Origin of the sequence: Microbacterium sp. DWRC1-3 (assembly GCF_049896645.1) — a bacterium.
Classification (GTDB): Bacteria; Actinomycetota; Actinomycetes; order Actinomycetales; family Microbacteriaceae; genus Microbacterium; species Microbacterium maritypicum.
The window spans coordinates 141,954-154,852 of record NZ_JAFCUS010000002.1; the positions used below are offsets into that span (position 1 = coordinate 141,954).

The 12,899-nt window shown below is 68.2% G+C and carries 13 protein-coding genes; 11 read left to right on the plus strand and 2 right to left on the minus strand.

Translation table 11 applies throughout. The annotated features are described in order from the left end of the window. Positions 1–16 precede the first annotated feature (16 nt). The 5 genes from moaA to ACP699_RS13405 all read left to right on the plus strand — a co-directional run bounded on the left by moaA (position 17) and on the right by ACP699_RS13405 (position 2,953). Positions 17–1,108 carry a GTP 3',8-cyclase MoaA gene (moaA, locus tag ACP699_RS13385; protein ID WP_302794436.1) on the plus strand — a complete coding sequence of 364 codons (1,092 nt, stop codon included), beginning with the start codon at positions 17–19 and terminating at the stop codon, positions 1,106–1,108. Between the two features lie 6 nt (positions 1,109–1,114). Further along, positions 1,115–1,816: a uridine kinase gene (locus tag ACP699_RS13390; protein WP_426171765.1), complete on the plus strand. Its 702-nt coding sequence runs from the start codon at positions 1,115–1,117 to the stop codon at positions 1,814–1,816. Continuing rightward, the gene (locus ACP699_RS13395) at positions 1,788–2,366 is read left to right on the plus strand and encodes a hypothetical protein (RefSeq protein WP_426171767.1); all 579 of its coding nucleotides are present in this window, start codon (positions 1,788–1,790) and stop codon (positions 2,364–2,366) included. The genes ACP699_RS13390 and ACP699_RS13395 overlap by 29 nt, the downstream gene beginning before the upstream one ends. 71 nt (positions 2,367–2,437) lie before the next feature. Continuing rightward, positions 2,438–2,707: a ribbon-helix-helix domain-containing protein gene (locus ACP699_RS13400; protein ID WP_055869308.1), complete on the plus strand. Its 270-nt coding sequence runs from the start codon at positions 2,438–2,440 to the stop codon at positions 2,705–2,707. A gap of 54 nt (positions 2,708–2,761) precedes the next feature. Then, positions 2,762–2,953 (plus strand): toxin, encoded by a 192-nt coding sequence (locus ACP699_RS13405; RefSeq protein ID WP_426171770.1) that lies wholly within the window; start codon positions 2,762–2,764, stop codon positions 2,951–2,953. A gap of 18 nt (positions 2,954–2,971) precedes the next feature. Here ACP699_RS13405 and ACP699_RS13410 read toward each other — a convergent pair whose 3' ends face one another. Both ACP699_RS13410 and ACP699_RS13415 read right to left on the minus strand, forming a co-directional pair. Beyond that, positions 2,972–4,186, minus strand: a complete 1,215-nt coding sequence (locus tag ACP699_RS13410; RefSeq protein WP_127481670.1) for an amidohydrolase — start codon at positions 4,184–4,186, stop codon at positions 2,972–2,974. A 53-nt stretch (positions 4,187–4,239) separates the two neighbouring features. Next, a complete protein-coding gene (locus tag ACP699_RS13415; protein WP_055869311.1) occupies positions 4,240–4,887 on the minus strand; it encodes a TetR/AcrR family transcriptional regulator in 648 nt (215 codons plus the stop codon). Between the two features lie 160 nt (positions 4,888–5,047). Between ACP699_RS13415 and ACP699_RS13420 the strand changes: the two genes are divergently transcribed. The 6 genes from ACP699_RS13420 to ACP699_RS13445 all read left to right on the plus strand — a co-directional run bounded on the left by ACP699_RS13420 (position 5,048) and on the right by ACP699_RS13445 (position 12,868). Then, the gene (locus ACP699_RS13420) at positions 5,048–6,709 is read left to right on the plus strand and encodes an ABC transporter substrate-binding protein (RefSeq protein WP_055869312.1); all 1,662 of its coding nucleotides are present in this window, start codon (positions 5,048–5,050) and stop codon (positions 6,707–6,709) included. 71 nt (positions 6,710–6,780) lie between these two features. After that, the gene (locus ACP699_RS13425; protein ID WP_055869313.1) at positions 6,781–7,605 is read left to right on the plus strand and encodes an ABC transporter ATP-binding protein; all 825 of its coding nucleotides are present in this window, start codon (positions 6,781–6,783) and stop codon (positions 7,603–7,605) included. Continuing rightward, positions 7,602–8,408, plus strand: coding sequence for an ABC transporter ATP-binding protein (locus tag ACP699_RS13430; RefSeq protein ID WP_426171773.1), 807 nt, complete (start codon positions 7,602–7,604; stop codon positions 8,406–8,408). The genes ACP699_RS13425 and ACP699_RS13430 overlap by 4 nt, the downstream gene beginning before the upstream one ends. Continuing rightward, positions 8,405–9,493 (plus strand): ABC transporter permease, encoded by a 1,089-nt coding sequence (locus ACP699_RS13435; protein ID WP_055869315.1) that lies wholly within the window; start codon positions 8,405–8,407, stop codon positions 9,491–9,493. The genes ACP699_RS13430 and ACP699_RS13435 overlap by 4 nt, the downstream gene beginning before the upstream one ends. 1 nt (position 9,494) lies before the next feature. Further along, positions 9,495–10,622, plus strand: a complete 1,128-nt coding sequence (locus ACP699_RS13440; RefSeq protein ID WP_426171776.1) for an ABC transporter permease — start codon at positions 9,495–9,497, stop codon at positions 10,620–10,622. Continuing rightward, positions 10,622–12,868 carry a glycoside hydrolase family 3 N-terminal domain-containing protein gene (locus ACP699_RS13445; protein WP_127481672.1) on the plus strand — a complete coding sequence of 749 codons (2,247 nt, stop codon included), beginning with the start codon at positions 10,622–10,624 and terminating at the stop codon, positions 12,866–12,868. The genes ACP699_RS13440 and ACP699_RS13445 overlap by 1 nt, the downstream gene beginning before the upstream one ends. Positions 12,869–12,899: the final 31 nt, after the last annotated feature.

Consider the following 12,899-nt stretch of genomic DNA (forward strand, 5'->3'; position numbering starts at 1 on the left):
GGAGCGGGGGAGCGCCATGACGGCCGTACCGGTCGTGATCGGTGTGCGCCCGCCGCACGCCGCATCGGCGCCGCAGGCGGCCGGCCACGAGGCCCCCGGTGGCGGTCTCGTCGACACGCATGGCCGTGTGCATCGTGATCTGCGCATCTCGCTCACCGACCGCTGCTCGCTGCGCTGCACCTACTGCATGCCCGAGCAGGGCAACGAATGGCTCGCCCGCACGAGCATCCTCTCCACCGACGAGATCGTCGAGGTCGCCGAGGTGGCCGCCGCTCTCGGCATCCGCACGTTCCGCCTCACCGGCGGCGAGCCGCTGCTGCGAGGCGACATCGTCGAGGTCGTGCGGCGCATCGCCCGCATCGAGGGGGAGGACGGCCCCGTCGAGGTCGCGATGACCACCAACGGCATCAGCCTCGCCCCGAAGCTCCCCGACCTGATCGATGCCGGACTCACGCGCCTCAACATCAGCATCGACACGGTCGACCGTCAGCGCTTCGCCGATCTCACCCGGCGCGACCGACTAGACGACGTGTTCGAGGGCATCGCCGCGGCCGCGGCCTCGTCCCTCCGCCCTCTCAAGCTGAACGCGGTCGCCATGCGCGGCGTCAACGACGACGAGCTGGTCGACCTCGTGGAGTTCGCGATGAGGATGGGCGCGCAGCTGCGCTTCATCGAGCAGATGCCGCTGGATGCCGGACACACCTGGGACCGGGCCTCGATGGTCACGCGCGAGGAGATCCTCGCATCCCTGGGCGAGCGTTGGCGTCTCGACCCGGTCGAGGGTCGTGGGGGCGCGCCGGCCGAGAAATGGCGTATCGACGGCGGACCGCACGAGGTGGGTGTGATCGCCTCGGTCACCGCCCCGTTCTGCGGCGCCTGCGACCGTCTGCGCCTGACCGCCGACGGTCAGCTGCGCAACTGTCTGTTCTCGAACGTCGAGTACGACCTGGTCGACGTGCTTCGCGGCGCCGACGCCGTACCGGGCGCGCGTGCCGGGGGGATCGCCGCGATGCTGCGTTCCTGCGTGCACGGCAAGCTCCCGGGCCACGCGATCAACGACCCCTCGTTCCTGCAACCGGCGCGCGGCATGAACGCGATCGGCGGCTGAGCCGGCGTGCGCATCGCCGACTCGCGCGCGGCCGTGCTGACGCAGCTGTGGGCTGAGATCGAGAGCCTTCGTCCTGAGAATCGCATCCTGGTGGCCCTGGACGGCTTCGATGGGGCAGGCAAATCGCACCTCTCCCGCGAACTCGTGGATCACGCGCGGCGGCGTGCGAGCAGACCTGTCGTCCGTGTGAGCATCGACGGATTCCACCGCCCGAAGGCGGAGCGCGTCGCCGCGGGTGCAGGTCCAGAAGGGTTCTACTCCGGTTCGTACAGATACGATGCCTTCCACGCGTGCGTGGTCGACGGCCTGCGTGTGCACGGCTCGATCACACCGGGCGTCTGGGACGTCGATCGCGACGAAGCTGTCAACCCCGCTCCGATAGCCGTTCCTCCGGCGGGGGTCGTGCTCGTCGACGGGATCTTCCTCCAGCGTCCCGAGCTTGCGAAGGTGTGGGACGCGACGGTCTGGGTCCACGCGCCCTTCGAGGTCAGCGTCCCCCGAGGCAACGCTCGATTCCCGGGGAACCATGACCCGGACCCGGAGGCTCCGTCGAACCGGAGATACGTCGGCGGTCAGCGGCTGTACCTCTCAGCGGCCCGGCCGCAGGGGCGGGCGACGTGGGTCTGGGACAACACGATCCTCGAGCAGCCGACGTATCGACGGAACAGGGGGTGCACGGATGTGGGAGCCGATCGGGCAGGGGCGTGACGGGTACCGCCTGACGATCCGGGCGACGCGAGTCTCCATGCGCCAGCTCGTGGCGATCATCGTCGGCTGCGTGGCTGTGGGAGGGTCCGCTGCCACGGCGGCGTTGATCGCGATCTCCCTCGAGACCGATTCCATCCTCGGCAGGTCCGGTGTCGTCGCGGTCGCCGGTGGCGTGGCTGTCGTCATCGTGCTCGCCCTGTTGTGGATCTTCGCCTGGCGAAGGAAGCGCTACGTCATCGAGTGGGATGACGGGGGGATCCGGATCATGGGTGCCGGGGTGGAGCGAGCGCTCCCCTGGGCCTCCATCGCTCGTGTGCTGATCCGCCTCGACACGGACTACGCCCGCGTCGAGGTGAGGGGCACGGGCGGCGAGTCCGTGACGCTCTTGGCCGGATTCGGCTCCCAAGACGTGAAGAAGGCCCACGCGATCGACCCGATTCCGGGAGAGGTCGCCGACCTGCTGCACCGCCATCTTTCTGTTGAACAGCCGAGCAGGAGAGACGCCCTCGGCCTGCACGTCTTCCTGCGGAAACTGCACGCCGCCGCGTGAGCGCGGCAGCCGGCAACGAGGGGCTTTATTTTCGTATACACAATTCCGTGATTTTCGTATACAGTAAGTGCATGAGTGAGCACCTGGTGAACGGAAAGCCCGTCACTGACGAGCAGATTCAGGCGTGGGCGGACGAGGCCGAGGCCGGCTACGACTTGTCGAAACTCCCGAAACCGCGTCGAGGTCGACCGACGGTGGGCGATGGCCCCGGCGCGGTGATCCCTGTGCGGCTCGATGCGACCACGATCGCAGCGCTGACAGCGCGCGCTGATGCCGAGGGTATCGCCACGCGTTCTGAGGCGATTCGCGCCGCAGTGCGCGAGTGGGCGCACGTTGCCTGACCTGCACCGATCAGCCCGCAAACACTACCGGCGGACCAGCTCGACGACTCTTCCGTGCTTTATGCCGTCGAGCATGTCCTGCACTCGCGCCCGCTCGACGACGAAGACGACCCGCGCCGCTGGCCTATGATCGCCGCCGACCCTTCAGGCCGCCTCCTCGAGCTCGTCGTGCTGATCTACGACGACAGTTACGAGCTGATCATCCACGCGATGAAGGCCCGAGCTCAGTACCTCGACGAGCTGTAGATCGATTCTCTTCCGCCTCTAGGCGAGGAACTCCCGGGCCGCGGCCGAGAGGGCGGTCACGCCGACCTCGATCGTCGGGTGGATCTCCGGCGCGAAGAACGGCGAGTGGTTGGTGGGGATGTCCTCTCCCAGGCGACCGGCGGCGACCGCCTCGGCGAACCGCGTGGGGTCGATGCCGCCCCAGAACCAGAACACGAGAGGCACTCCGGCGTCGCGGGCGAACCATGAGACGTCCTCGCTGCCGGTGAACATGCCGGGGTCGATGACGGCCGCCTCGCCCAGCGCGCGCTGCAGCGCTGCGGTGACGCGTGCGGTGGCGTGCTCGTCGTTGATCGTGGCCGGCAGCGTGTGATCGGTGCGGATCTCGGGTTCGCGCTCGGCGCCCGAGGCCGTGGCCTCGGCCCGCACGATGCGCTCCACGCTCGCGAGCACCTTCTCGCGCGTCTCCTCGTTCGGGTAGCGCAGGCTCAGTTCGAGCTTCGCCTCGGCGGGGATGATGTTGTTCTTGAGGCCGGCGTGGATCGAGCCGACCGTCACGACCGCGACGCCCTGCGGATCGATCTCGCGGGAGGCGATGGTCTGCAGCCGCATCACGGTGGCTGCCGCCATCACGACGGGGTCGATCGTGGCGTGCGGGCGCGAGCCGTGTCCGCCGCGCCCGTGCAGGGTGACGGTGAGCCCGTCGGAGGCCGCCATCTGCGTGCCGCTGCGCACGCCGATCACGCCGGCGGGAAGCGGCGTGACGTGCTGGCCGAGCACCACGTCGGGCTTCGGATAACGGTCGAGGATGCCGTCGTCCAGCATCGCGCGCGCCCCGGCGCCGTACTCCTCGGCGGGCTGGATCAGCACGACGAGGGTTCCCGACCAGTCGGAGCGCTCGGAGACGAGCTTCTCGACCGCGCCGATCATGGCGGTGACGTGCATGTCGTGACCGCAGGCGTGCATGACGGGAACGGTCGTGCCCGCCGGGTCGATGCCCTTGGCGGTGCTCGCGTACGACAGGCCGGTCTGCTCCTCGACCGGGAGCGCGTCCATGTCGGCTCGAACCCACACGACCGGACCTTCGCCGTTTCGCAGCACGCCGACGACGCCGGTGACTCCGACGCCCTCTTCGACCTCGAGGCCAAGGTCGCGCAGATGCTGGGCGGCGATGCCGGCGGTGCGCGTCTCCTGGAACGAGAGCTCGGGGTGCTGGTGCAGGTCGATGTAGAGCGCTTCGAGATCGATCGTCATGGCCCGAGCCTAGCCCTGCGAGCGGCTCGTGCCGAGGGTGCGCGATCGACGGATCAGGCGGGGTGCACGTAGGTCGGCAGTTGCGGCCCCGGGCGCAGCACGGCGTTCACGATCGCCTGGATCGCGAACTCGCTCGTCTCCCCGAGCTCGACGGTCCCGGGGTGCAGGAGCCACTGCAGCTGCAGGCCGTCCATCACCGCGAGGATCGCGGCGGAGGCTGCGGCGATGGTGTCCGGATCGCGCACGCCCTCCTGGGCGCACAGCTCGTGGAATGCGGCGGTGACTTCTCGACGCAGGGTCGTGTACCGCTCCTCGAAGTAGTCCCTGGCGGGGTGGTCGTCGGTCACGGACTCGGCGGAGAGCACCGTGTACGCCTGCACGATGCCGGGCCGTTTCTCGTTCGCGAATGCCGTGCGCACCAGGTGCAGGAACAGCTCGGGTCCGCCGGGGATGTGCTTCTCCGCGAGCTCCGCGACGTCGGCCTGGTCGCGGTAGGCGAGCACCTCGAGCAGCAGCTTCTGCTTCGAGCCGAAGTGGTGGAGGACGCCCGCATGCGTGATGCCGACCTGCTCAGCCACATCGGCCAGGGTGCCGTTGGTCGACCCCTTGTTGCCGAAGATCTCCACGGCCGCCTTGAGGATCTGCTCGCGCTTCGCGAGGGTCGCCGGGCGCACGCGCACGGTCTGGTCGCTGTCTGACACCGCGGCCTCCTCTCCATCGTCGGATTGTGCTTGCGATCAAACTTACTACTCGGTAACCTCACGGAAGCTTACTTTCTCGACAGTAAGCAAATCACGACAGTCGGCGGACTCCCCGTCCTCCGGCGACGCCGCACAAAGACCCGTGCCCCTAGGAGAAGCAATGAAGCTCAGAAAGTCTCTGATCGCCGTGACCGCGATCACCGCCCTCGGCGTATCGGCCCTCGCCGGTTGCTCGACAGGCGGTGGATCCGACGAGGGTGCCGGCTCCGCATCCCTCACCATCGCCAAGCCAGACGGCGCGATCACCACCGAGTCGAACAACCCCTTCGTCGGTGATTCCTCCGCGTCGAAGTACGGCTACGGCAAGGTGATCTTCGAGACCCTCGGCCTCGTGAACCAGACCGGCGACCGCGGCGTGACCCCGTGGCTCGCCGAGAGCATCGAGTGGAACGACGACTACACCGTTCTCACGGTCGTCCCTCGCAAGGACGTCACCTGGAGTGACGGCACGCCCTTCACCGCCGACGACATCGTCTTCTCATACGAGCTCGTCTCCACCCCGGCTCTGGACACGGCCGGCCTGCAGTTCGAGGGCGCCGTGGTCGAGGGCGACGCGGTCGTGCTGACCTTCGCCGAGTCGAAGTACGTCAACCAGGCCCGCGTGCTGCACGTGCCGATCGTCCCGAAGCACATCTGGGAGAACCTCGACGACCCGGCCACGAACCCCGTCAAGGGCGACGACCTCGTCGGCACCGGCCCCTACGTGCTCTCGAACTGGTCGACGGAGTCGGTCACCCTCGAAGCCCGCGACGACTACTGGGGCGGTGACCTCGCGGTGCCCGAGCTGCACTACGTCTCCTACGGCGACAACACCGCGCTCACCACGGCACTCGCCAACGGCGACGCCGACTGGGCTCAGGCGTTCATTCCGCAGATCGAGGAGCAGTTCCTCTCGGCCGACCCCGAGCACAACAAGTTCTGGGCAGCGCCGACCACCGGTTCCGCGACGCTGTTCATGAACCTCCAGCAGAAGCCGTTCGACGACCCCGCATTCCGTCAGGCTCTCGCCTGGGTGATCGACCGCGACGCCTACGTCGACATCGCGCGTGAAGGCGCGAGCGAGCCCGTCTGGTCGGTCACAGGCCTCTCCTCGATCCTCGACGACGAGATCCAGCCCGAGTTCACGGACAAGGAGTACGCGGTGGACGCCGAGAAGGCGCGCGATCTGCTCACCACCGCCGGCTACACCTGGAAGGACGACGCGCTGATCGACCCCGACGGCGAGCCTGTGTCGTTCACGCTCTCGGTCCCCTCCGGATGGAGCGACTGGAACACCGCGCAGGAGCTGATCGCCGAAGACGTCACCGAGGCCATCGGCGCCGAGGTCAAGATCGACATGCCGGATTGGGGCGGCTGGGCCGACCCCCGCGACAACGGCACGTTCTCGGCGATCATCCACTGGCTCGAGGACAGCGGCACGGCGTACGGCCTCTACACCTCGACCATGGATCCGCGCTGGATCTCGCCCGAGGGCAAGGCCGGCTTCAACTTCGGTCGCTTCGACGACCCGGTGGCGACGGCGGCGCTGAACACCTACGCCAACGCCTCGTCGGACGAAGAGCGCACGACGGCCCTCGACACGCTGCAGACGATCTTCTCCGAGCAGGTGCCGGCCATCCCGCTGGGCGCGCACCCGCTGCTGGGTGAGTTCAACACCCGCAACTACGTCGGGTGGCCCTCGGACGAGGACCCGTACGCGTCGGCCGACCCGACGCAGCAGAACATCGTGCAGATCCTCACGAAGCTGAAGCCCGCCGAGTAGGCACCATCCTGCAGGGGAGCCCGCGCCGAGGGCGGTGCGGGCTCCCCGATCAGATCGACGAAGGACACCCCATGCCAGAACCCCTGCTCAGCGTGCGCGACTTCTCGGTCGTGTACGACGTCGATCCCCCCGTCGAGGCGGTGAAGAACGTCACCCTCGAACTGCAGCGCGGCGAGATCCTCGGCCTCGCCGGGGAGAGCGGATGCGGAAAGACCACCCTCGCCTACGGCGTGCAGCGCCTGCTGCGTGCACCGGCCGTCATCACCGGCGGCAGCGTGACCTTCCATGACGTCACCGGCGTCGACATCGACATCAACGCTCTCGATGTCGACGCGATGCAGCGGTTCCGCTGGGACAAGGTGTCGATGGTGTTCCAGGGGGCGATGAACGCCCTCAATCCGGTGGCGACGATCGGGTCGCAGCTGGAGGACGTCTTCGAGGTCCACCGTCCCGACATGAACCGCGCGCAGCGGCGTGCCGAGTCCGAGGAGCTGCTGGAGATCGTCAAGGTCGGACGCCAGCGCATGCGCTCCTTCCCGCACGAGCTCTCCGGCGGCATGCGCCAGCGCGTGATGATCGCGATGGCCCTCGCCCTGCGCCCGCAGCTGATGGTCATGGACGAACCCACGACCGCCCTCGACGTGCTGGTGCAGCGGGAGATCCTCAAGCAGATCTCGCAGCTGCGGCACGAGTTCGGCTTCTCGGTGATCTTCATCACCCACGACCTTCCTCTCCTCTTGGAGATCAGCGACCGGATCGCGATCATGCGCGAGGGCGAGATCATCGAACTCGCGACCGCGGAGCGCATCTGGACGCAGCCCGCGCACGAATACACGAAGACGCTGCTGTCGTCGTTCCCCCGACTCACCGGGGAGAGAGGGGTGCTGGTGCGATGACCACCCTCGAATTCCGAAGCGTCACGAAGGCCTACAACGTCCGCGGCGCCGGCCAGATCAAAGCCCTCGACGATGTGAGCTTCACCCTGACCTCCGGGCAGACGATCGGGCTGGTCGGCCAGTCCGGAAGCGGCAAGTCCACGATCGCGAAGATCCTCACCCAGCTCGAGACCCCGACCACCGGAGAAGTGCTGCTCGACGGCGCACCCATCCCTCGGCGAGGCAGGGGTCTGCGGAAGTACCGGCAGCAGCTGCGCATGGTGTTCCAGGACCCGTTCGCCTCGCTCAACCCGTACCACTCGATCCGCTACCACCTGGAGCGTCCGATCCGCCTCGACGACGTCGTGCCGAAGCGGGAGACGGAGGCCGAGGTGCGCCGACTCCTCGACCGCGTGCGCCTGGATGCGGACGCCGTGATCGACCGCCGCCCGCACGAGCTGTCGGGCGGCCAGCGGCAGCGGGTGGCCATCGCGCGTGCCCTCGCCTCGCGTCCCTCGCTCCTGGTCGCCGACGAGCCCGTGTCGATGCTCGATGTCTCGATCCGCCTCGGTGTGCTGAACCTGCTCGCCGACCTGCAGCGCGAAGAGGGGCTCGGCGTGCTCTACATCACCCACGACCTCGCCACCGCCCGCCACTTCAGCGACGAGATCATGGTGCTCAACCAGGGCCGCGTCGTGGAGTACGGCGCCGCCGACGACGTGATCCTCAACCCGCAGGACCCGTACACGCGCGAACTGCGATCCGCTTCCCCCGACCCGGACAAGTTCTTCGCACAGGCAACATCGACCGGAGGCGCACTGTGAGCACCGCGTTCCCCCAGCTCGACGACGACGACCTCGTCGCCCGCGACGCCCTCGAGGTGGGCACCACCGCGACCGCGGCAGAACGCGGACGACGGCGCGTGCCATGGCGCTTCTTCGCCGGTCGCGCGGCCTTCTACCTGTTCACGCTCTGGGCGGCCATCACGATCAACTTCTTCCTGCCGCGCTTCATGAAGGGCGATGCGGTCAGCTCGTATCTCGCACGCAACCGCAGCGTGAGCCCCGAGGCCGAGGCGTCGCTGCGCATCCTGCTCGGTATCGACACGGACAAGTCGATCTGGCAGCAGTACATCGAGTACTGGGGGATGCTGCTGCGCGGCGATCTCGGCATCTCGACGCTGCACGGTCTGCGCCCGGTCGCGGAGGTGCTCGCGTCAGCCCTGCCGTGGACGCTCGGCCTGGTCGGCATCGCGACCATCATCTCGTTCACGATCGGCACCGTCGCCGGAGCTGTCGTCGGATGGAAGCGCGGCAGCAAGCTCGACGCGATCATCCCGGTGACGACGTTCTTCAACACCATCCCGTACTTCTGGCTGGGCCTCATCGCGATCGCGATCTTCTCCTCCACCCTGAAGTGGTTCCCCTCATCGCATGCCTACGACAAGGGGCAATCCCCGGAATGGAGCTTCGACTTCATCGGGCAGGTGATCATGCACGGCACGCTTCCGGCACTGACCATCGTGGTCGCCTCGCTCGGCGGCTGGGTGCTCGGCATGCGCAACATGATGCTGACCGTGCTCGACGACGACTACATCACGGTCGCTCAGGCCAAGGGCATGCCCAACAAGCGGGTGCTCTGGGGCTACGCCGCCCGAAACGCGGTGCTGCCGCAGGTGCAGAGCTTCGCGCTGTCGATCGGGTTCATCGTCGGCGGCACCATCGTGATGGAGATGGTGTTCAGCTATCCGGGCGTCGGCAAGCTCCTGCTCGATGCCACCAACGCCAAGGACTTCGCCCTCATGCAGGGCGTGTTCCTCGTGATCACGCTGTCGGTGCTCGTGGCCAACATCCTCGCGGATGTGGTCTACGCCTACCTCGACCCGCGCACGCGCCAGATGGAGTCCTGACATGACCGTTCCCACCACCGCCCACAGCACGGCGCCCGACGGGTCGGCCGTCGTCTCCGGCATGCCGGAGACCGCCACGCTGCGCACCCCGCCCGCCGCCGCCCCGCCGCGCAAGACGTTCTGGTCGCAGCTCTCCCAGGCGTTCGCGATGTTCCGCAACCCCAAGTCGATCGCCGGGCTCATCATCCTCGGGGTGTTCGTGCTCATCGCCATCCTCGCGCCGTGGATCTCGCCGTACGGTCCGACGCAGAAGGACCGCACCGCCCTGCGCCAGCCCCCCTCCTGGGAGCACTGGCTGGGCACGACGCACATGGGGGAGGATGTGCTGAGCCAGATCATTTACGGCACCCGCGGAGTCATCGTGGTCGGCTTCCTCGCCGCCTTCATCGCCACGATCATCGCGATCACCATCGGTGTGATCGCCGGGTACGTGCGCGGCTGGAAGAGCGAGTCGCTGTCGGCGCTGACCAACGTGTTCCTGGTGATCCCCGGCATCCCGCTGATCATCATCATCGCCTCCCAGTTCGAGAACCCGCCCCTGATCGTGATCGCCGCCGTGCTCGGCATCACGGGATGGGCCTGGGGCGCCCGTGTGCTGCGTGCCCAGACGATGTCGCTGCGCAACCGCGACTTCATCCAGGCCGCGCGCGCCAACGGTGAACCGCTGCGCCGCATCATCACGGTCGAGATGCTGCCGAACCTGATGGCGCTCATCGCCTCGAGCTTCGTCGGGACCGTGACGGCGGCCATCCTCGGTCTCACCACGCTGGCGTTCATCGGGGTGATCCCGGTGAGCAACCTCAACTGGGGCACCATCCTGTTCTGGGCCCAGCAGAACGGCGCGTTCCCGCGTCTGTGGTGGTGGTACGTGCCCGCCGGCCTCTGCATCGCGATCATCGGCGTCGCCCTCTCGCTCATCAACTTCGGCATCGACGAGTACGTCAACCCGCGCCTGCGCTCCGCGGGCGAGCGGGCCAGAGCGATGAAGAAGAAGGGGCTGAACGTGAACGACGCCGTCACGGCCGTCCGCAGCGTGCCCCTGCCCGAGAAGGCTCCCGATCCCGTAACGTCGGCGGCCTCACCCGACAGTGCCGACTCCTCGAAGACCTCGACCCAGAACACGAAGTGATGACCTCTCAGACTCTGACCACGCAGCTCCCGTACCAGGACCCCGCTCTCTCGATCCCCGAACGCGTGGCCGACCTCCTCAGCCGTATGACGCTGGAGGAGAAGGTCGGGCAGATGCTCCAGCTCGACGCCCGCGACGACATCGACGACCACATCGCCCGCCGTCACGCCGGATCGATCCTGCACACCTCGCCGGAGCGCATCCTGCGGGCGAACGAGCTCACGGCGCAGACCCGGCTCCGCATCCCGCTGCTGGTGGCGGAGGACTGCATCCACGGGCACTCGTTCTGGCCGGGAGCGACGATCTACCCCACGCAGCTCGGCATGGCCGCGTCGTGGGATTCCGACCTCGTCGAGCGCGTCGCCCGCGCGACCGCCGAAGAGGTCGCGGTGACCGGCATCCACTGGACGTTCTCTCCCGTGCTGTGCATCGCGCGCGACCTGCGCTGGGGTCGCATCGACGAGACCTTCGGCGAAGACCCGTTCCTGATCGGCGAGCTGGCCTCGGCGATGGTGCGCGGCTACCAGGGCGACGGACTCGACGATCCGACCGCGATCCTCGCGACCGCCAAGCACTTCGCCGGGTATTCCGAGACGCAGGGCGGGCGTGATGCGAGCGAGGCCGACATCTCACGGCGCAAGCTGCGCTCGTGGTTCCTGCCGCCGTTCGAGCGCGTCGCCCGCGAAGGATGCCGCACGTTCATGCTCGGCTATCAGACCACCGACGGCGTGCCGATCACGACCAACGACTGGCTGCTCAGCGACGTGCTGCGCGGTGAGTGGGGCTACACCGGCACGCTCATCACCGACTGGGACAACGTCGGTCGCATGGTGTGGGAGCAGCGGATCCAGCCCGACATCACGCACGCGGCCGCGGCAGCCGTGCGGGCGGGCAACGACATGATCATGACCACGCCGTCGTTCTTCGAAGGAGCACTGGACGCGGTGGCCGAGGGCATGCTCGCCGACGACGCGTTCGATGCGGCGGCCGCGCGCATCCTCACGCTCAAGTTCGAGTTGGGGTTGTTCGAGAACCCGCGTCTTCCCGGAACCGAGCTCGACGCCGTGGTGGGCAGTGCGGCGCACGCCGAGCTGAACCTCGAGGTCGCCCGACGCTCGCTGGTGCTGCTCGAGAACGACGGTGTGCTGCCGCTCGATCCCACGGCGGCGCTGAAGGTCGCCGTGACCGGGCCTCTCGCCGACGATGCCCAGACACAGCTCGGCGACTGGGCAGGCGGCTCCGGTCAGGCGGGCTGGCTCGACGGCCAGCCCCGCGAGATGATCACGACCGTGCTCGACGGTCTGCAGTCGGTCGACGGCTTGACCATCACGCACGCCCGCGGCGCCGACATCCTCACGCTCGAAGAAGACCCGCAGGGGCCGTTCTTCCCCGACAAGCAGCCGCGTCCGCCGGTGGTGAAGGCCTGCGAGCCGGATGCCGCGCTGATCGCGGAGGCCGTCGCCGCGGCATCCGACTCCGACGTCGTCGTGGCGGTCGTCGGCGACCGGATCGAGCTGGTCGGCGAAGGGCGCTCCACCGCGACGCTCGAGCTCATCGGCGGGCAGAACGCCCTGATCGATGCGCTCATCGCGACCGGGAAGCCCGTCGTGATCGTGCTGCTCGCCTCGAAGCCGCTCGTGCTCCCGGCCTCCGCGTCGAAGGCCGCCGCCGTGATCTGGGCGGCGAACCCCGGCATGCAGGGCGGGCGCGCACTCGCCGACATCATCTCCGGCGCGGCCGAACCGTCGGGGCGCCTGCCGATCTCGTTCGCGCGCCACGTCGGCCAGCAGCCGACCTATTACAACCAGATCCGCGGACAGCACGGCGATCGCTATGCCGACCTCACGCAGTCGCCCGCCTGGGCATTCGGCGAGGGCCTCTCGTACACGACGGTGGAGTACTCCGACCTGACGCTCGAGGCGACTTCGCTGCGGGAGTCCGACACCATCGTCGGTCATGTCACGGTGTCGAACACCGGGGAGCGGTCCGTGCGCGAGACCGTGCAGGTGTACGTGCGCGACTCCGTGACGAGCGTGAGCTGGACCGACAAGGAGCTCAAGACCTTCCGTCAGGTCGACCTCGCCCCCGGCGAGTCCGCGCGCGTGCGGGTGGAGCTGCCGGTCGCCGACTGCACGATCGTGGATGCCGCGGGCAACCGCATCGTCGAGGCCGGCGCCTTCGAGCTGCTCGTCGGCCCCAGCTCCCGCGACGAGGCTCTCCTCTCCGCGGACTTCGAGGTCGCCTGACCTGTCGTAGCCCTGCCTCGCCGAGACCCAC